The sequence below is a fragment of the Macrococcus sp. 19Msa1099 genome (assembly GCA_019357535.2).
Lineage (GTDB): Bacteria > Bacillota > Bacilli > Staphylococcales > Staphylococcaceae > Macrococcoides > Macrococcoides psychrotolerans.
Genome location: CP079955.1, coordinates 1,756,803 through 1,776,656, shown reverse-complemented (window position 1 = coordinate 1,776,656; position 19,854 = coordinate 1,756,803). Strand labels below are relative to the sequence as shown.

Annotated in this window: 22 protein-coding genes; 7 read left to right on the top strand and 15 right to left on the bottom strand. The window is 39.3% G+C overall.

Features of this window, described 5'->3' with window-relative positions:
* The first annotated feature begins 114 nt into the window (after window positions 1-114).
* Window positions 115-1,344 carry an aminopeptidase gene (locus KYI10_09440; GenBank protein ID QYA32554.1) on the top strand — a complete coding sequence of 410 codons (1,230 nt, stop codon included), beginning with the start codon at window positions 115-117 and terminating at the stop codon, window positions 1,342-1,344.
* Between the two features lie 64 nt (window positions 1,345-1,408).
* Here KYI10_09440 and KYI10_09435 read toward each other — a convergent pair whose 3' ends face one another.
* Window positions 1,409-2,050 carry an HAD family hydrolase gene (locus KYI10_09435; GenBank protein ID QYA32553.1) on the bottom strand — a complete coding sequence of 214 codons (642 nt, stop codon included), beginning with the start codon at window positions 2,048-2,050 and terminating at the stop codon, window positions 1,409-1,411.
* A complete protein-coding gene (locus KYI10_09430; GenBank protein ID QYA32552.1) occupies window positions 2,050-3,090 on the bottom strand; it encodes an NADH:flavin oxidoreductase/NADH oxidase in 1,041 nt (346 codons plus the stop codon). Before KYI10_09430 ends, KYI10_09435 begins: the two co-directional genes overlap by 1 nt.
* A 168-nt stretch (window positions 3,091-3,258) precedes the next feature.
* On the opposite strand from KYI10_09430, the gene KYI10_09425 reads away from it, so the two are divergent.
* Window positions 3,259-4,017 carry an NUDIX hydrolase gene (locus tag KYI10_09425; GenBank protein QYA32551.1) on the top strand — a complete coding sequence of 253 codons (759 nt, stop codon included), beginning with the start codon at window positions 3,259-3,261 and terminating at the stop codon, window positions 4,015-4,017.
* A 322-nt stretch (window positions 4,018-4,339) separates the two neighbouring features.
* Here the strand turns inward: KYI10_09425 and KYI10_09420 are convergent, their stop codons facing one another.
* The gene (locus KYI10_09420) at window positions 4,340-5,374 is read right to left on the bottom strand and encodes a C45 family autoproteolytic acyltransferase/hydrolase (protein ID QYA32550.1); all 1,035 of its coding nucleotides are present in this window, start codon (window positions 5,372-5,374) and stop codon (window positions 4,340-4,342) included.
* A gap of 15 nt (window positions 5,375-5,389) precedes the next feature.
* The gene (locus KYI10_09415) at window positions 5,390-5,764 is read right to left on the bottom strand and encodes a hypothetical protein (protein ID QYA32549.1); all 375 of its coding nucleotides are present in this window, start codon (window positions 5,762-5,764) and stop codon (window positions 5,390-5,392) included.
* A 136-nt stretch (window positions 5,765-5,900) separates the two neighbouring features.
* Between KYI10_09415 and KYI10_09410 the strand changes: the two genes are divergently transcribed.
* Complete coding sequence (locus KYI10_09410) at window positions 5,901-6,071, top strand: hypothetical protein (GenBank protein ID QYA32548.1); 171 nt, start codon at window positions 5,901-5,903, stop codon at window positions 6,069-6,071.
* Between the two features lie 56 nt (window positions 6,072-6,127).
* On the top strand, window positions 6,128-6,649 hold the full coding sequence (locus tag KYI10_09405) for a hypothetical protein (GenBank protein ID QYA32547.1): 522 nt from the start codon (window positions 6,128-6,130) through the stop codon (window positions 6,647-6,649).
* A 10-nt stretch (window positions 6,650-6,659) separates the two neighbouring features.
* Here KYI10_09405 and KYI10_09400 read toward each other — a convergent pair whose 3' ends face one another.
* The 6 genes from KYI10_09400 to KYI10_09375 form a co-directional block, all read right to left on the bottom strand.
* A complete protein-coding gene (locus KYI10_09400; GenBank protein QYA32546.1) occupies window positions 6,660-7,697 on the bottom strand; it encodes a hypothetical protein in 1,038 nt (345 codons plus the stop codon).
* A 178-nt stretch (window positions 7,698-7,875) separates the two neighbouring features.
* A complete protein-coding gene (locus KYI10_09395; GenBank protein ID QYA32545.2) occupies window positions 7,876-8,307 on the bottom strand; it encodes a YolD-like family protein in 432 nt (143 codons plus the stop codon).
* An 86-nt stretch (window positions 8,308-8,393) separates the two neighbouring features.
* On the bottom strand, window positions 8,394-9,245 hold the full coding sequence (gene speB, locus KYI10_09390) for an agmatinase (GenBank protein ID QYA32544.1): 852 nt from the start codon (window positions 9,243-9,245) through the stop codon (window positions 8,394-8,396).
* Window positions 9,229-10,089, bottom strand: coding sequence for a polyamine aminopropyltransferase (gene speE, locus KYI10_09385; GenBank protein ID QYA32543.1), 861 nt, complete (start codon window positions 10,087-10,089; stop codon window positions 9,229-9,231). The genes speB and speE overlap by 17 nt, the downstream gene beginning before the upstream one ends.
* 13 nt (window positions 10,090-10,102) lie before the next feature.
* Entirely contained in the window at window positions 10,103-10,528 is a 426-nt protein-coding gene (speD, locus tag KYI10_09380) for an adenosylmethionine decarboxylase (protein ID QYA33959.2), read from the bottom strand.
* A 2-nt stretch (window positions 10,529-10,530) separates the two neighbouring features.
* Window positions 10,531-12,039, bottom strand: coding sequence for an aminotransferase class V-fold PLP-dependent enzyme (locus KYI10_09375; GenBank protein QYA32542.1), 1,509 nt, complete (start codon window positions 12,037-12,039; stop codon window positions 10,531-10,533).
* Between the two features lie 209 nt (window positions 12,040-12,248).
* Here KYI10_09375 and KYI10_09370 point away from each other — a divergent pair, with 209 nt between their 5' ends.
* Window positions 12,249-13,268, top strand: a complete 1,020-nt coding sequence (locus KYI10_09370; GenBank protein ID QYA32541.1) for a lactonase family protein — start codon at window positions 12,249-12,251, stop codon at window positions 13,266-13,268.
* Between the two features lie 392 nt (window positions 13,269-13,660).
* Here KYI10_09370 and KYI10_09365 read toward each other — a convergent pair whose 3' ends face one another.
* Window positions 13,661-14,560, bottom strand: coding sequence for a nuclease-related domain-containing protein (locus KYI10_09365; GenBank protein ID QYA32540.1), 900 nt, complete (start codon window positions 14,558-14,560; stop codon window positions 13,661-13,663).
* 140 nt (window positions 14,561-14,700) lie between these two features.
* On the opposite strand from KYI10_09365, the gene KYI10_09360 reads away from it, so the two are divergent.
* Window positions 14,701-15,474 (top strand): carbon-nitrogen family hydrolase, encoded by a 774-nt coding sequence (locus KYI10_09360; protein ID QYA32539.1) that lies wholly within the window; start codon window positions 14,701-14,703, stop codon window positions 15,472-15,474.
* Window positions 15,475-15,506: 32 nt separating this feature from the next.
* On the opposite strand, the gene KYI10_09355 is transcribed toward KYI10_09360, so the two are convergent.
* A complete protein-coding gene (locus KYI10_09355) occupies window positions 15,507-16,877 on the bottom strand; it encodes an aldehyde dehydrogenase (protein QYA32538.1) in 1,371 nt (456 codons plus the stop codon).
* A 66-nt stretch (window positions 16,878-16,943) separates the two neighbouring features.
* Between KYI10_09355 and KYI10_09350 the strand changes: the two genes are divergently transcribed.
* The gene (locus KYI10_09350; protein ID QYA32537.1) at window positions 16,944-17,900 is read left to right on the top strand and encodes a Gfo/Idh/MocA family oxidoreductase; all 957 of its coding nucleotides are present in this window, start codon (window positions 16,944-16,946) and stop codon (window positions 17,898-17,900) included.
* A gap of 117 nt (window positions 17,901-18,017) precedes the next feature.
* Here the strand turns inward: KYI10_09350 and KYI10_09345 are convergent, their stop codons facing one another.
* The 3 genes from KYI10_09345 to KYI10_09335 are packed head-to-tail and all read right to left on the bottom strand — an operon-like array spanning window position 18,018 to window position 19,817.
* Entirely contained in the window at window positions 18,018-18,287 is a 270-nt protein-coding gene (locus KYI10_09345) for a GNAT family N-acetyltransferase (protein QYA32536.1), read from the bottom strand.
* A 9-nt stretch (window positions 18,288-18,296) separates the two neighbouring features.
* On the bottom strand, window positions 18,297-19,217 hold the full coding sequence (locus tag KYI10_09340; protein QYA32535.1) for a manganese-dependent inorganic pyrophosphatase: 921 nt from the start codon (window positions 19,215-19,217) through the stop codon (window positions 18,297-18,299).
* A 45-nt stretch (window positions 19,218-19,262) separates the two neighbouring features.
* The gene (locus KYI10_09335; GenBank protein QYA32534.1) at window positions 19,263-19,817 is read right to left on the bottom strand and encodes an isochorismatase family cysteine hydrolase; all 555 of its coding nucleotides are present in this window, start codon (window positions 19,815-19,817) and stop codon (window positions 19,263-19,265) included.
* Between the last annotated feature and the right edge of the window lie 37 nt (window positions 19,818-19,854).

Here is a 19,854-nt window from a genome sequence, read left to right as displayed (position 1 = left end):
GAAAAAACTCATAGTTGTTCCGGTATTTTTGTTAATGATCGATACTTTTCTTTTTTGTTTATCTTTCATTCGGAAACCGATATAATGGAAATAATAGAATGGAGGAGACAGGTTATGAATTATATTGAAACAGTAGAGAAATATGCACAGACCGTTGTGACAGTAGGTCTGAATGTACAACCAGGGCAGACATTGGTCATCAATTCAGATATCGATGCGATCGACTTTGTCAGAGCAGTAACGAAAGCGGCATATGAACGTGGGGCGCATAATGTTATTCAAAAGCTGACAGATGGACCATCACGTCAGCTAGACTTTGAATATGCACCTGTAGAAGTATTCGAAACGGTGAAGCAGTATAAGATAGACGAAGTAAACGACTTTATCGAGCAGAAGGTCGCACATCTACGTATTTATTCACAGACCCCTGAGTTATTGAAAGATGCAGCACCTGATAAGATTGCAGCACTTGCTAAAGCGAGTGGTGAGATGAACAAAGACTTCGCACGTGCAGTAGGGCGTTATGATTTCTCATGGTGTATCGTGGCATTCCCGAATGACAAGTGGGGAGAACTTGTATTTCCAAAAGAAAAAGGAGAGGCAGCAAAACTTAAGCTGCTTGATGCGATGATTAAAGCGGTACGTGTGGACAAAGAAGACCCTGTTCAGGCATGGAAAGAACATAATGATAATTTGAATGCACGTGCAGAAAGGTTAAATGAACTGAACTTCGATAAGCTTCATTATTATTCTGAACGTACGGATGTTGAAATTGGTTTGACGAAAGGACATCGATGGTTAGGTGCGAGCACGAAAAATGCAGATGGTGTTGAAATTCAAGTGAATATGCCGACAGAAGAAGTATTTACATCGCCGGATTATCGCCGTGTTAACGGGGTTATCGGAAATACTAGACCTCTTGCATATCAAGGTGCAATTATTGATGATTTTAAATTAACGTTTAAAGACGGTGTCGTGACAGACTTCGAAGCTGGACAAGGTTATGAAGTGCTGAAGAACTTATTGAATAACGATGAAGGTGCCAGACGATTAGGAGAAATTGCGCTTGTGCCAGATGATTCTCCAATCTCAAATTCTGGAATTCTGTATTATAATACGTTATATGATGAAAATGCATCGTGCCATGTTGCATTAGGACGATCATTTCCGAATGCGATAGAAGGCGGAAAAGATTTATCAAAAGATGAGTTATTTGATAAAGGATTGAATCACTCACTCGTACATGTAGACTTTATGATGGGCAGCAGTGATCTGAATATCGATGGTGTCTATGAAGATGGATCAACAATTCCTGTCTTTAAAGATGGGAACTGGGTTATCTAATACGAAGAACCCGAACATTGCATTATGCAGTGTTCGGGTTCTTTTTGGAATAACATTATTTAGTTTAGAGAAGCACATCCAGCAAGTAATCCACCGTTGCAATTGTGTGTGTTGGCTTTGCCGCCTTTATTTCTTCTGCACTCCCATAACCATAGAGGACACCGATACTATCGATATTATTTTGATGAGCACCATTGATATCATACATACGGTCACCAATCATCACCGTCTTATCTGGATTTAACTGATGGGTATTCATAACTGTCGCAATCACTTCTGCTTTATTCGTGCGTGTGCCATCCATATTGCTGCCGACAATTTCATTAAAGTAACCATCAAGTTTGAAGTGCTGTAATATCGGAATTGCGAAATCAGTCGGTTTACTTGTCGCGATGAAGAGTTGCTTCCCTTGTGCTTTAAGTGCCTGCAGCACAATTTCAATTCCTGCATATACTTCATTTTCGTACATGCCTTTATCGCTGAAATAAGTTCTATAATGCTTAATTGCAGTAGCGTTATCTTCATCTTGCAGGTTATAGACCGTTCTATAGCTTTCATGTAGAGGTGGTCCGATGAATGGGATAAGCGCACTGTTATCTGGCGCTTCAATATTCATCTGTTGTAAAGAATAGATGATGCTGTTCGTAATTCCGATATAAGGATCGGTTAATGTACCATCCAGATCAAAGAGTACATAATCGTACATTAATGAATCCCTCGTTCGTATTGTTTTGGAATTTCGACATCATCTCTTAAAGATTTCACCGCATGAATTGCCCAATAAGGATCATTTAGCATGCCACGTCCGATGGCAACCATATCGATATCATCATTGTTCAGCACCATTTCAGCAGTTTCTGCATTATCCAGCATGCCTACTGCGATGACAGGTATGTTGAATCTTTCTTTAAATGCACGTGCGAATGGCACTTGATATCCTGGATAGTTGCCTGGCTTTTCTTTGCCAGCGGGTGCCTCTCCACCTGTTGAAATATGGAAAACATCGACACCTGCTGCTTGATAAGCTTCAGAAATGTGCAGTGCATGTTCTAAGTCATAACCGCCATCCATATATTCACGAGCAGAAATTCTGAAGATGAGCGGCATTCCTTCAGGCATAACAGACTTAACCGCTTGTATTACTTCGCATCCGAATAGAGATAAGTCTTTACCGTATTCATCCGTTCGCTTGTTAATTGAAGGTGAGTGAAACTGGTGAATGAGGTATCCGTGTGCACCGTGAACCTCAATCGCATCAAATCCCGCTTCAACCGCACGTCTCGCACTTTCTTTATACTTATCCACCATAACCTTTACTTCTTCCGTTGAAAGCGCGCGAGGGTAACGTATTGGACCGAACTTTGTCGGTTCATCGAGCGGTGTTTCTGAGCTTGAGACAGGTGTCTCTATATGTGTCGCTTTACGTCCTGCATGTGCGATTTGAATTGCGGCTTTAGCACCATTATCATGAATTCCCTGGACGATACGTTGATAAGCTGGAATTTGAGCATCATCCCATAATCCAAGACAGTGATCGGTAATTCTGCCGTCGGGTTCAACATTTGTCATTTCCACAATAATCAGTCCTGTGCCTCCAACAGCACGAGAAGCATAATGTATATGGTGCCAATCTGTCGGTGTGCCATCTTTCTTTTCAACAGAATATTGGCACATCGGAGGCATAACGATACGATTTTTAAGTGTCAGATCTTTTATTTTTATATTTGTATTTAATTTTGTGTTCATTTGAATCACTCCTTATATGTGTATTTTATACTGAATAAATATAGAATTCGAATATTTGAACTGTTAAATATATATTTGATGCCGTAAAAATTTCACTTGTGAAATGAAATTTTATATGGATTAATGTATGATAATGGTAAACGAAGAAGCAGGTTAGGAAGTGTAGCGATGTTTGAAGTAAAGACTGAAATTAGAATTATTCCTGATGGTTATGAATCTACGAATGCTTATTTTCATAACCACGTACTTAACAATTATCTAGAACTCGGTGTCAAACTGATCGGTAGATGGGTGAATGATGATTATACTGTAATCACCGAAATATGGGGTTATATTGATGAGCAGCACTACCGTGAATTCTTTGAAATGCGCAAGAAAACAGTGCACTACAAAAACAGTCTTCCAGAAAAGCTTGCAAACGATAAGTGGATCATCTCTAAGAAGGAAATGATCATCCATCCTACAGGAGATTACAAACAAGATTTACATCTCGTATCAACCAATGTTTATGTAACAAATGATAAGAATGAAGTACTCCTTGTAAGAAGCTTACATCGTAGTGATACATTAGAATTACCAGGGGGACGTCTGGATAAGGGTGAAGATGTAATCCAAGGTGCAATACGGGAAGTCAAAGAAGAAACGGGACTCGATGTAGAGATTACAGCGTTGCTTTACACATCACATAACAAAACAACAGGTGTAATCAATTTTACATTTCAAGGGCGAGTGACAGGAGGCGTACTAAAAGACGCACCAGAAGAGACGGTAGACGTCGCGTTTTATCCTGTGACAGCAGCCAATATCGATCAGTATGTCACACTTCCATTTCAGAAGCAGCGTCTGCTGAAGGCGATGGACTTACGCCAGCAGCAATTTGATCTATTTGAGAATAGACCATTTAAGGTGCTTACAGCCTTTCAATAAAATCAAAAAGACACCCGGAAACAAACCCCGTTTCCTAGTGTCTTTTCATGATTTTATTCGTGTCTAAGCGCTCGTGTCACGACCTATTGACGGCGTTCCACGAGTAGACACTTCTAAAAATCAAAAAGACACCCGGAAACAAAAACCATTTCCTAGTGTCTTTTCATGATTTTATTTGTGTCTGAGCGCTCGTGTCACGACCTGTTGACGGCGTTCCACGAGCAGACACTTCTAAAAATCAAAAAGAACCCCGGAAACAAACCCCGTTTCCTAGTGTCTTTTCATGATTTTATTCGTGTCTAAGCGCTCGTGTCACGACCTATTATTCACTTGCGAATGTTAAATGCGTATCGATTTGTCCAGTTATCTCGTAGTGAGGTAACGGTTTGCCATCTAGCCAATCTTGCAAGTTAAGGGTCACGGGGGTTCCGTTACTGCCAAGCGTGATGTCGCATGCCATATCTTTCGGGTGATAACAGCTCGTATGAATCGTACCACTCCAGCTAGAATAGAGGTTGCTGAAGACACCTTGGCTGGGATCATTCATTAAGCGAAAGGCAGTGTGCGCATCAATGTGAGAAGTGAGCTGCTTCAAGTGCTTCATACGCATATGTGAATCATCAAGCACTCGTCTATTCTCGTGGGTGAGTACTTCGAAATGATTTGTGCAGTAATGATGATTACGCACCGTTTTTTCTCTCGGTGTTGCTTCGACAATCTTAGTGATACCTGATTTATCCAGCAATATGTAGCTGAAGCTGGAACGATGTGGAATTTCTTTCAAGAAGGCGACTGCTTCTTCAATGTCTTTACAATATTCTAAAATCATACGTCCGATCATATAGCAGACGAAGCCATCTCCAGGTGCCTTACGATGCATAAAGTTATAGCCCATTACAAGACCATGCTCATTCATTCCATCCATACGACCTGTAATACGTGAAACAGGTGCCATCGTTGCATAGCCGATATCACTCGGCTGATAGAACGTAAATCTACCATCATATGTTGCAGGATGATAATCATAGTTCCTTACCATATAATCTTCTGTTGTAAACACGCTGCATCCACTTGGCTTCGCATACACTCTATAGTGGCCGAAATTAAGCAGCACCTGTGTCATATCCATGTGGAGTCCATCCTGTAATCCGATGAGTTCCTCCCATATACCGGGTGCATACTTCATGAATGCATCCATTGATTCCTCGATATTAATATCAAATCGGGGACGACGAAGACGCCACTCTCTCGCTCTGTTTTCCATCATGAGTGTCGTCTTCAGCCATTCAGCCTGATGCCGCCCGAAGTCATAATGGTTACCTCTAAACTCCGTGATCATACTTTTAACTTGTTGCATGATTTCCCAGCTTTCCTAATTGTTTGTTACATTATCTTCAATATATGCATGAATAAGCCTTCTTGCATCACCATCATCATCAAATGTTAATATACATAACCTGGCTTTTTCTGATGATTCGAAGTTACCGCTACTCATAGAAATTTTTATCACAACAATATTCTCAGATCCACGTTCCGTTTTATGCATTACGTCAAACTGCCAGTCCCAGTCGTTTTTTTTAGCGACTTCAATTGCTTGTTGCATTAAGGCGATCAGTGTCTCATAATTCATTTCAATTGTTACACCATTTTCTTTAGTTAAGAAAACGTGCACACGTTTAGATATAAGCTGTTTTATTTTATCGATGTCGTTATGCTGCCAGGCAGCAAGTAAATGTACATGAGCCATCCTGTTCATCCTTTAAATGTATTTGTTTTATTATATATATAATCGTTTTAATTTGAAATAGTTAATGTCAAATATTTTTATGATGAAATTATTTATGATAAACTAAGGACAAAAGTAAACTTAGGAGTGGATATGGATGGAATTGATCAAAGGATTATTTAAAGCAGTATTTATCTTTGCCTTAGTATTAAGCGTTATTTTGACAGCAGGCGCTGCATTATTTTTCATCAGCTTTAAGAAAGATTTTGAAGATATCGAACGTCGTACGAAAGAAATCGTTTCACAAATTGAATCAGAACACGCGTAGAACTCAATTTTTTGAGTTCTTTTCTTTTTGAATAAATTAATAGACGAGGTGCTTATTTGAATACAGTTCAGCATGTTTTAGACATTAATCCGAGATTAGAATCCGAGATGCTTACATTGATTGCTTTAATGAAACAGAATAAACCTGCTATCCGCGATATTGTAATCGGGTGTAGCAGGCATGACTCTCATATCCGTACAGCATATCAGTTTAAAACATTATGGGAAGCATACGGCGGACCATTTGGTGATGGAGGACAAGTACTCGCTGTTGTGGACTGGAATGAACGCGCTAAGTCATTTAATAAATACATAAGAAGGATAAATAGACATAACCCTGATGCCTTTGTAGCGCTAGGTGCAACAGAAGGCTTTGAACAGGTGATGCGCAGATTACATCGTCTGACGGATATAAAGGCGCACCGCACATACGTCATGTCGACACTTGCTTCCCAAAGCATGATTAGTAGTGGTGGTATGTTTATATTTGAAGGGATGCGTGGCATAACACCTTTTGGTCATGACTTTGTTGTAGAAAGTGGCATGTTGCAGGTAAATGGTCATAGTCGTGCCGTATAGACGCTGTGATTCAAATTAATCGGCTGATATAAAGAATACAGCCGCCATACGCGGTAAATAATACAGATAATAATAGTGGATTAGTATATGCATCTCCTGTATCGGGCAGTGTTTTATCCACGGTCTGTTTTACTTTATATTCGGAGTCAATATGGTCTTCAGGGTGCATAGAGGTTGTTTCTTGAGTCGTTATTTCTTTCGTACCGCTTTCTTTTTGAATAGGTGATTCATATTGTTCTGCAACATTATAGGAAGAACTTTCGTCATCTTTTACAGGTGACACCGGAATCTGTGGCATTACGCCCTTATACGCTTTATTGTTGTTTTCTTGTGAGGTGACTGAGCGTTTCGTATACGTATATTTCTTTTGCACCTGCTGCTCTTTGTTTGATTGTTCCTCATCTGCCTCGTCGTTCAGCTTAATATTGAGCTTCTGTTTCTCAGGTGCGTTTTGTGGCATTACACGTGCTGCTCTTACTTTCGGAGGCGGGTCGTCTGTCTGCACTGTAATACGACGTGTTTCTCCTTGCTTGATACGAATGGGTTCTACTGCTTCGTCAGTAGTCGCCGTATATACCGTGTCACGCTTTAAGTTATCGAAATGAGCGGTCCCGTCTTTTGCTTCACTTGTCGCGATACGTTTATGTCCTTCGTTAAGATATACATGGACAGCTTCAGATGGAGTAAATGCAGGTGTGAATACTCTAACGGTTGTGTCGTTATTTGACGGTTGTTCGGTCTCATCATCATGTGGACGAGGGACTTCTTCAAGGATGCCATCTACCGGTTCATCTACATGAATGATATGCTTATGACCTACTTTAATAGGGATAATCTGCCCATCCACTTCAATTTCATTGACAGTATTATTGAAAATATAGTAACCATCGTCGTCTGTTTCGTAGTAGAGGTCATCATTTACTGTAAAGTGATATTTCAGCGGCTGGGCATGTTCATTTTCAAAGTACAAGATTGTAGGGGGTAACTCGTTAGCATATAGTGGCAATGGAATGATCAGCAACAATAATAGTATTATAATTGTTCGCATTATAGACTCCTTTAGTTGATTTGCTTATATTATGCCATGTGCTACGCGTTTGCTGTGATGAATTACCGAATCTTATCATTCATTTAGCTTCAGTTCACAATGCTTGTTTGAACTTTAATAAATTGTAATAAATCCATTACTTTATCAATATTATTATGCAAATTCTGGATATTAATTGTTAAATGATTTCTGTAATAATCTCAAGATTTACAATATCTAAAAATGACACAAAATACGTGTGCCCTTCGTTTACCGTCGTGCCGATAATAATGGCAGCCCACTGATCAACCTTCTCGATATACATCATTGTATGCTGAATTGTGCCGTCGATGTAATAATCAATGTAAACTGGCTGCTGCTTACTGAGTGCGCTATGTAGTATCTCATTAATTTCCTGTAAGCGGTCTTCTAATAGTTCTGGACGTTCAATCTTCGTTTGTGCATCAATCTGGCGCTTAACATCTAGAAATTGTTCGGGCATCGTCGCAAAGGGTGCCCACTTAATCATGCCACGTCCTTTCGGAATATTTCTGTTCAATTGTGCAGGATCGATTTTACGGTAATCTGTTTCACCATAGATCGGATGAATCATTTTTATCCCTACTTTCAAGCTTTTCTTTCATTATACGAACATACGTTCTGTTTTTCAACAAAAAAATAATCTGAAGTTGTGAAACCTTCAGATTATAAAATATTTTACTTCGTAATCGCAAGCATCAGTTCACGTGCAACTTTCGCTGCAACTGCATTAGAAACGCCACTATGGTCGTATGGTGGTGACAATTCTACGATATCTGCTGCAACAACGTTCAGTTGTTCGAATACTCTAAATGCGGGTTCAAGTTCTCTATAAGTTAATCCGCCGGGTTCAGGTGTTCCTGTACCAGGGAAGATAGATGGATCTAGGCAATCCAGGTCAATTGTGACATATACAGGCGTATTACCGATAATACCGGGTAAATTCTTTAATGTATCAATTGAAAACTTCTCAAGAATTGTATGTGTATCGCTCCAGTCAAACTCTTCTTTCGTACCTGAACGAATACCGTATTGATAGATTCTGTTATCACCAATAAGGTCATGTATGCGGCGTACGACTGTTGCGTGAGACAATGGTTCTCCCATATAGTCATCACGTAAGTCTGTATGTGCATCAAGCTGCACAAGCATCGCATCCGGATACTTTTCTAGGACGGCACGCATAGGGCCGAGCGTCACTAAATGTTCGCCACCGATCATAAACGGCAGTTTGCCTGCATTTAAGATTGTACGCGCAGTCTCTTCAAGTTCTTCTAATACTTTCACCTTATTACCGATTGTAATATCGACGTCGCCTGAATCCATAATGCGGACGTCTTCTAAGTCTTTGTTTAAGAATGGGCTATACGTTTCAAGGCCATATGATTCAGAACGAATAGCATCAGCTGCAAAGCGTGTACCAGGACGATTTGAAACCGTACCGTCAAATGGCGCACCGTATATCACTGTCGTGGCTTCTTCAAATGAAGATTCGCAGCTCATATACACATGTTTATTCGGTTGCATCATCGAGCATCTCCTTAACGAATGTTGGAAGGGCGAATGCACCTGTATGAATATCTGTGTTATAGTATTTAGTTTTTAAGCCAAGTTTGTTCCATGCATCTAAGTCGGCATCTTTTAATGGGTCGAATTTCTTAGAAGCAAATCCAAATAACCAGTGTCCTGATGGATAAGTCGGCATATGGAACTGATACACACGCGTAATCGGGAATAATCCTTTGATTTTAGAGTGTGCACGCTTCATTTCATGTGCGTAGCTTGGATAATAAGGAGATTCATGCTGATTGATTAATATACCGTCATCTGTTAACACACGGAAACAGTTGTTATAGAAATCATGTGAGAATAACCCTTCACCAGGACCGATTGGGTCAGTAGAGTCTACTAAGATAAGGTCATAGTAACCATCTTCTTTGTTCTTCACGTATGCCAAACCGTCTTCGAATAATAAAGTAACACGTGGATCTGAGAGCTTTCCTGCTGTAATCGGAAGATATTCTTGAGATAAACGTACAACGCGCTCATCAATTTCTACCATATCAATTTGTTCGATTGATGCATAACGTGTTAACTCACGTACAGTACCCCCATCACCACCACCGATAACGAGTACTTTCTTAATATTAGGGTTTGTTGCCATAGCAACATGCGTAATCATATCGTGATACACGAATTCATCTTTTTCGTTAACCATCATTAAACCATCTAAAGTAAAGAACGTACCAAATTCTTCAGACTTGAAGAAATCAATTTGCTGGAATGGTGTTTTTTCGGTTAAGATATGTTCCGTTGTTTTAATAGAAAATTTTACGTTATCCGTGTGATTCTCTGTATACCATAAGTCTAACATGTACAATTCCTCCTTATTTAGCTGCTACTTCCACAGGTTTGAATGATTCTACGACGATTTCACCATTAGAATATTTGTGGATCTTATCAGCCATACCACGACCGATTTCATATGAATCTGAAAGTTCAGCTTTCAATGCTTTTTGGAGATAATCTTCAGCACGCCAAGGGTCAACTGTATCTCCGCAAGTGAATACATCAACTGATGCATAGCCATATTCAGGCCATGTATGAATTGTTAAATGTGACTCTGAGATGATAACAGCACCACTTACACCGTACGGATTGAATGTATGGAAACAGCTTTCAACGATTGTCGCACCACTTACGCGGGCAGCTTCATTCATGATTGCTTCTACCTTATCATGGTCTTTTAAAATATCTTTGTCACAGTTATAGTATTCGATTAAAACGTGTCTTCCAAGTGTTGTTAACTTCATTATTAAGTATCTCCCTTATGATCAATTATAAATACTTCATTTTTGTTTTCTGCGCCAATCTTGATGATGGGCTGATCGTTAATAAATTTCCAGTAGTCGATGACTTCCTGGGTAATCATTTCACCGGCCATCAGGATTGGAATACCTGGTGGATAGATCATTAAACTTTCTGCACATATTTCATTAAGGGCATCTTCAATCTGGACAACTCTAGTCTCTGAATAGAAGACATCTCTTAAACCCATCTTCTGCATCGGAATCGACATCTGCTTCAGAATCGGTGGAACGAAAGGTTTGTCAGGATTAAAGTGTTTAATGCTGATGTGTGCGAGTGCATCATAGAGCTTATTGAGTTCAGCTTCATTATCCATAAATGAAACAATCCCCATCACTATATTAGGTTCTGCAAGTTCCATCTGAATATCGTAAACGCTACGCAGCGTGTGATACACTTCAAAACCTGATAAATCAAGACGATGATCAATATAGATTGTGAGTTTAGTTTCGTCTAACTGCTGCTGATATTTGTTGCTAAATTTCTCTGGTTCTAACATGTAGAATCCGGGAATTTTATTGATTCTTTCTCTGAATGACTGAACAAGTGACAATACATTGTTGATCTTCTCTGCACCGTGCAGCGCTAAATGCTGACGTGCAATATCAAGTGATGACATGAGCAGGAATGACGCCGATGTTGACGTCAGCATATTGATGATGCTCTTTACTTTATGCTTATCAATCAGCTGGCTGTTAAATAATAATGCGCTCGTCTGAGTGAACGAACCGCCTGTCTTATGTAAGCTCGTTGCTGCCATATCTGCACCAGCTTCCATACTGGACAATGGTAAGTGTTCTGAGAAGCGGTAATGTGCGCCATGTGCCTCATCCACAAGAACAGGTATCCCAGCGCTATGCGCAATAAAGACAATCTCCTTCAAGTCGCTTACTGCACCGAAATAAGTCGGATTCATAATGAATAGTGCCTTTGCATCAGGATGCGCAGCAATCGTTTTGCGTACTGTATCAACACTGATGTTGTGTGCAATCCCGTATTCTGTATCGAACTCAGGCACCATATATACAGGTGTGACATCAGCAAGTGCCATCGCATTCAGCACAGATTTATGAACGTTTCTAGGAAGTAGCAATTTATCTTTGGGTTTGAGTGCTGACAGAATCATCGCCTGAATGCCAGACGTTGTACCATTTAATAAAAAGTGTGCTTCATCTGCTAGAAACAGATCAGCCATTAAGGCTTGCGCATCATGTATCACGCTTGTCGGATGATCAAAGTTATCTAAAGTCGGCATAGAATTCACGTCATGACGTAAGGTGCGCATGCCATAATAGTTGAGTGCATAATCAGAATCGATGCCACGCTTATGACCAGGTACATCAAAGCTTGTGACGTTTTGTGCTTCATATTCTTTTAAGGCAGTAAATAAAGGCGTAACGTTATGTTTGCCTTTGTCGATACTGTGTAAAACCTTTTGGGAATGTGTATGAATCATTGGACACTCCTTAAAATTGGGAAAGATTTAAATATTAGTTTTACTTAACAAATAGTTATGTAAGACTGTCATTTATTAATACCAAACAAATTGTAATGTATTACTAAACTTAACGCAACAAAAATTTTTAGATTTTTGAAAGTTTTTTGTGTGTTCTCATGAGCAATGTTATATAGGATTTGTTAATATGACTATGAGGAGGCGTTAACATGACTAAAATTAAAGGGTTATTAGGTTCTTATACAAAAAATGATGGCAAAGGGATTTATACCTTTGAAATAGATACTGACCTGAAAAAGATTACATCAGTAGAAACAGGCTATGAAGTAGGGGCATCGACTTACATCCAAAAGCATGGTGATAAGTTATATGGCATTAAAAAAGACGAGCAAGGTGCAGGGATTCAAAGCTATCAGATCGGTGAAGAACTTACAGTAATCAATGATTTACTGGAATCTACAGACAGTGGTTGTCACTTATGGATCAGCCGTGATGGGAAGTATCTATTAGAAGCGGTGTATGGATCAGGAATAGTGAGACTTTATGCATTAGATGACAATGGAGCAGTAGTACAACTTATCGATACACATCAGCAGCAAGGTAGTGGACCGAACGAAGAACGTCAAGATAATGCACATACGCACTATATTCAGGAAACACCGGATGGATATGCAGTTGCTGTAGATTTAGGAACAGACGAAGTGATTACATTTACGTTCGGTGATGAAGGATTTAAGCAAGTCGGCGTATTAGATGTAGAACCGGGCATGGGGCCAAGACATTTAATCTTCCATGAGAACGGGAAGTATGCGTACTTATTCACTGAGTTAAGCAATGAAGTTGTGGTGTTGTCTTATAATGACGGCAAGTTTGAAATGAAAGAGAAATATTCGGCGTTACCTGAAGACTTTACAGGCCACTCACAAGGTGCAGCAATAAGAATGAGCCACGATCAGCAATTTGTTTACGCATCAAACCGCGGACATCAGTCTATTGCAGTGTATAAAGTACAAGGTGAAGGTGAAGCGCTAGAACTGGTTGAAATTATATCTACACAAGGCGATTGGCCACGTGACTTCAATATTGATAACAGCGATAAATATTTAGTATGTGCACATGAAAGAGACGGTGTGTTAAGTTTGTTCGAGCGTGACGAGCAGACAGGACGCTTAACATTATTGGATGATAGTGCACGTGCACCAGAAGCAGTATGCGTGCAATTTTTATAAGGAAGATGATACCGGATGAGAATGTCCGGTATTTTTTGCAGATGAAATTGGCATGGCGCCAACTTCGTGAGGGAAAAAGCAGATGAAATTGGCATGGCGCCAACTTCGTGAGGGAAAAAGCAGATGAAATTGGCACGGCGCCAAATTCGTGAGAGAAAAAGCAGATGAAATTGGCACGGCGCCAAATTCGCGAGAGAAAAAGCAGATGAAATTGGCACGGCGCCAAATTCGCGAGAGAAAAAGCAGATGAAATTGGCATGGCGCCAAATTCGCGAGGGAAAAAGCAGATGAAATTGGCATGGCGCCAAATTCGCGAGGGAAAAAGCAGATGAAATTGGCACGGCGCCAAATTCGCGAGAGAAAAAGCAGATGAAATTGGCATGGCGCCAATTTCACTCATAATAAATGATGCTTCCTAGCTGATGACGTCTATATCGCTTGTTTAAGAATAAGCGAATCTTCTCACGACTCACTAAACCTTTAGTCCACGCTTTTAATATATGTGTCGTGATACGTTCGTCAGGAAATATTAATTTAATCTCTTGAATCGCACTATCCAATAAGTGATCACAATCAATGATTTTATTACACGATGAGCATTTATATTTTCTGTTAGAATGTTTTGTGTAAAATGATTTCATACATTCGCACAAGACTCCTTTTTTAAAATTGTGAAAGTTGTGAGGAGTTCTGAAATTAAAGGGATCTGAAGTATCTTGTAAACTTAGTAGTTTTTCACAACACTCTATATCGTATGCACCAACAGGCATTTGACTGTTCTCGCTAATAAATTTACATATTCTAGCTTGTTCTAAAATCTTATCTGTTGCGTGATAGCCATATACTTTATGTGTGGGATTGATGAAAGCGTGATAATAGTGGAAGTTATAATGCAGTTGAGAATTTTTTAAAAGGAGAGTAAATAATTTAGGTGTTCGTTCCATCTGGTTATTGATTCGCTCACAAGGTGATTGATCTGCATAATAATATTGTCCATCAACATAGTATAAATCTGATGTAAAATCTTTAACTTCAAATATATATAAATCACCATTCATTAAAATTAAGCTGTCTATCTGAAATGTTTTATTGTTGACAATGTAATTCAAGTTCCTTAATGTGATGCCCTTATTCAAGGATTTATCCGATAATTTATCAAACGCCACTTCACCAAAATAACCTCTAAGGCTATATTCTAATTCTTTAAGTTTATTGTTGCTAACTTGAGTTCGACGAGCAATCTGTAATTTGTAGACAAGTTTGTTATCCATTTTGCGATGTTGTAATATCATTGTCTGCTCCTTGTATTGTGATATTTATATTATAATTGCTAAGTGTAAATGTGGTGTAAAAGGTAAATTTAGAACTGTAAAAATTAGTATTAATTATTTTTTATACATGGAATTACATAAAAAACGAGAGGAGTTTTAAGATGAAGTGTGCAATCTATCAAATGGAGATTATTCCTGGAAATCCTGATGAAAACATTGCAAAGATAAGAAAATGGATCAGCGCACTGGATGAAAGTATAGAGATTGTCATTCTTCCTGAGATGTGGAATACTTCTTATGTGCTGGATGAATTAAATGAGCTTGCGGATGAAGATGGAACTCGCGAGATTCGTGTGTTACAAGAGATGGCGAAGGTGCATCATGTGCATATTGTCGGGGGTTCAATAGCTGTAAAGTCTCACGGCCGTATCTTCAATAGGAGTGTTGTTATTGATCACGATGGCGAAATTGTGCACCAATATGATAAAGTGCATCTCGTACCGATGCTGGATGAACCGAAATATTTAACAGCGGGGAATCATATTCAAACCTTCACATTAGACGAGATAAAGATGGGTGTTATCATCTGTTATGACCTGCGTTTCCCTGAGATTTCAAGGAAGCTTGCTTTAGAAGGTATAGAAGTCCTCTTTGTCGTCGCCGAATGGCCAGCTTCACGCATTGATGCTTTCAATAAGCTGCTCTATGCACGTGCGATTGAGAATCAGGTCTATGTTATCGCGTGTAATAATGTCGGTTACTGTAGGGAAGAAAAGTTTGGTGGACAGTCGAAAGTAATCAATCCACTTGGCACGTTAGTAGAAACACTTGAAACAGCAGAGGCAACGTTAAAGGTATCTGTTGACCTGGATTATAGTAAAGAAGTGAAGTCGTCTATACCAGTGATGAACTCAAGACGTCCGGAACTATATTAAAAGCAGTCGGGAATTGATGTCCCGACTGCTTTTTATTTAAACAATTGTTTTACATATTTGAATTTTCCTTTGTAGGGTGGGAAGAGTAAACCAGATTCAAGCTTTGTACTCTTTGTAATATAGCTCTTTTCATGGCTGAATAATTCAAATGAATATTTCCCGTGATAGCTTCCGATACCTGAGTGCCCAACACCACCAAAAGGAAGGTTTGGATTTGCAAGATGCAAGATTGTGTCATTAACGCATCCTCCGCCAAATGACAGACGATTAAATACTGCTGTTATTTGATCACTGTCTTCAGTGAAGAGATAAAGTGCAAGCGGCTTCTCATACTGCTCAACGATATCATACACTTCATTGAACGTATCATAGCCGATAATCGGTAATATTGGACCGAAGATTTCCTGCTGCATCACGCTGTTGCTGAGCTCAGGATCAAGAATAATGGTAGGCGCAACAAACAGTTCATCAGCATTGCTCTCTCCACCATAAATGACTTGTTGACGACTGTCTTCTATTATATTGACTAAGCGGTTGAAGTGATTATCATTAACGATGCGACCGAAGTCTTCACTCTGTTCTATTTGAGCACCATAAAACTCCTGGATTGTTGTCTGTAATGCCTTCACGAACTTCATCTTCACTGTGTTATCTATTATAACGTAGTCTGGAGCGACGCACGTCTGACCCGCATTCATAAACTTACCGAATGCGATGCGTTCAGCAGCCACTTTAAGATTAGCAGTATCATCGATAATGACGGGGCTCTTGCCACCAAGTTCTAGTGTTACTGGTGTTAAATGTTTACTCGCTTTCTCATAGACGATTTGTCCGACTTTGGTGCTGCCTGTAAAGAAAATATAGTCGAAGCGCTCATCGAGTAACTGTGACGTTACTTCTTTCTCGCCTTGGACAACTTTTACGTAATCTTCAGGGAATACTTCTTCTAATATTTCCTGAACGACCATGCTTGTCTGTGGTGTCATTTCTGAAGGTTTCACGACTGCACAGTTCCCCGCAGCAAGTGCACCGATAAGCGGTGACATCACGAGCTGAAATGGATAGTTAAATGGACCGATAATAAGCACGGTGCCGTATGGTTCATATTTGATAAAGCTCTTTGCTGGAAACTGCATCATCGGGGTTGTAACAGACTTTGTCTTTGCCCAGTTTTTAAGTTCTTTAATAATATATGATAACTCTTTCATAACGAATCCAACTTCTGTTGCATATGCCTCCACCTTATTCTTTCCAAGGTCACTTTTCAGTGCGTCTAGAATATCAGGTTCATGTTTCTTTATAGATTTCTTCAAAGCTTTCAAATATTTCTTTCTGAATTTTATATCTTTTGTCGATTGTGTTTGAAAGAAATCGCGTACATTTTGAATTTCTGAATTTAACATAAATTTAGCCTCCATCTATTTAGAAATAGGGTATACTATAAAAAAACTTAATTACGAGGTGTTACTATGAAATTTGGAATTATCGGAACGAACTGGATAACGGATCGTTTTATCGAAGCGGGCAAAGTAACGGATGAATTCGAACTCCATAGCGTGTATTCTAGAACACTGGATAAAGCAGAGATGTTTAGCGAGCGCCACCATATTCCGAACTTTACTGATAACTTTGATGCATTTCTAGAAGATGAAGCACTCGATGCCGTATATATCGCTACCCCCAATATACTCCATCATCAACAGGCGATTCAAGCAATGAATCATAAAAAGCATGTGCTATGCGAAAAGCCAATAACAACTTCTTTAAAGAACTTCAATCTAATGGTGCAGGCACAAGAGAATAATGGCGTATACTTTATGGAAGCCATGAAAAGTATCTATTCTCCTGCCTATTTAAAACTAAAATCATGGATTGAAGAGATTGGCACGATTAGACGTGTTAACTTTCATTATAACCAATATTCATCACGATATGATAAGTACAAGGAAGGAATCATCGAAAATGCCTTTAAACCCGAACTTGGAAATGGTGCATTGATGGACCTTGGTGTGTACACAATCAGCCCACTCGTTGATTTATTTGGCTATCCTAAAAGCGTGCAGTCAACTGGGAAAATTTTATCGACTGGTGCAGATTGTCAAGGAACCGTAATTTGTAACTATCATGATATGACAGCGTTATTAAGCTTCTCAAAGATTATCGACAGCCACCAGCCTTCAGAAATCATAGGAGAAGAAGGTATTATTACTATAGATAAAATCTCCGCACCCTCTCAAATCGTAAAAATGAAGCGCAGTGGCGAAGTCATAGAGACATTTAGCTGTGATGGTCAGCCGATGCAATATGAGATTGAGCATTTTATTAAATGTGTCACTGCGCAGCAGGATGATATGAACAATAAGACATCACGTATGACGATGCAGTTAATTGATGAACTAAAAGCACAGATGGATTTATTATTTTAATAAAGATACAAAAATAATATTGATTATTCAGATAATTCAGTTTATAATAAATGCATACCATTTTTTCATTCTTTCAAATCGAAAGCGCGATTCGTATTTACGAATCGCGCTTTTGTGTTATTTAATGAGTGACTGCATCTCAGGGTCTCTTTCCATTACAACACGTGCATAAGGGCAGAGTGGTACAATCTTCAAGTTATGCTCGCGCGCGTAATCTACTGCACGTTCAACAAGCTGTTTCGCGATACCTTGTCCACGCAACTTAGGGTCTGTATATGTGTGATCAATTACAATCGCATCGCCTGAGGGCTGGAACGTAATTTCAGCGTCAGGTGATGCTTCATTACCAACATAGAACTTATTGTTTCCTTGTAATATTTCCATCATTATCACTCCTTATTCAGTAAGTGCTGCAGTTAATTGTGGTACAACTTGTTTCTTACGAGACACAACGCCTTCTAATAATGCTGTGTTTTGATCAAGTGCTACGTTAAACGCTTTCTCTACTGCAGGCTGTTGTTGTCCTAGTGCTAAAACTTTAGAGTTTGAGTTTAAGATATCAGTGACTACAAGAACGAATAATGCATAGCCTTCTTGTGCAGTTTCAGCGTTGATTGCTTGTTCTAATTCATCCTGACGTGCGAGTACTTCGTCGATATCAACAGTGTTAACTTGTGCTACGCGTACTTCGTGATTTCCCATCGCAAATGACTTCGCATCGATGTTTAATAATTCCTCAGCAGTTTTGTCTTTCGTAGATGCACCTGCTTTTAACATTTCAAGGCCGTATGACTGGAGGTCGATATTCGCGATCTCTGCTAACGCTTCAGCTGCTTTTACATCTTCATCTGTACAAGTTGGAGACTTGAATAATAAAGTATCTGAGATGATTGCAGAAAGCATTAAACCAGCGATTTCAGGTTTGATTTCTACATCGCTTTCTTTATACATCTTACGTAAGATCGTTGCAGTGCATCCTACGGGCTCAGCACGGTAGTGAAGTGGACCAGCAGTTTCAAAGTTCGCAATACGGTGGTGGTCTACTACCATTAAGATTGTTGCTTCTTCAATTCCCGGTGCTGATTGCTGGAATTCGTTATGGTCAACTAAAATAACTTCTTCTTTGTCTAGACTCTCGATTAATCTTGGTGCTTCTACGCCGAATTTGTTTAATGCATATTCAGTTTCACCGTTGATATCACCTAAACGTACAGCTTCGATATCTTTACCTAAAGCTTTTTGCAAATCAGCCATTACTAAAGCTGAAGTAATAGTATCTGTATCTGGATTTTGATGTCCGAATGTTAAAATTGTCATAGTTCTTCTCCTTTAATCATGTTTGTTATTAGTTTATCACGATTGTTATTCGCTATCTACAGTCATGCCCAGTACATTTTTGAAATGTTCCAGCGCATACGTATGACCGACGGGGTTAAACGACGCAACTGCACGTTCGTCAACGTACATTTCATAACCTAAGTTATAACCGTCCATTGCAGTATGTAATACACAAATATCTGTACATACGCCAGCGAGCTCAATATTGTTAATATGACGTTCTGTAAGCAGCTGATGTAATGGTGTACCACTGAATGCGCTATAACGACGTTTGTCTAACCAGTAGACATTGTCCTTCTCTTCATCTCTTTGATATAACGCATCAAGCTTTCCATATAGCTTTCTGCCATCCGTACCTTCAATGTTATGTGGCGGGAAGAGTTTCGATTCGGGGTGATGTATATCATTTTCAAAATGTAAATCCATCAGCACATATACCGGTTTTCCGGCATTCACATAGTGTTCCCACTTAGAAGCAAGTGATGATTCTAAAGTGATTGCGGGCTCACCACAAGTCAATTTACCATTAAGCGCAACGAAGTCATACGAATAATCTACAATAATTAAAGCATCCTCCAAAACAATCACTCCTTAACATAATTTACGTAAAACGGGT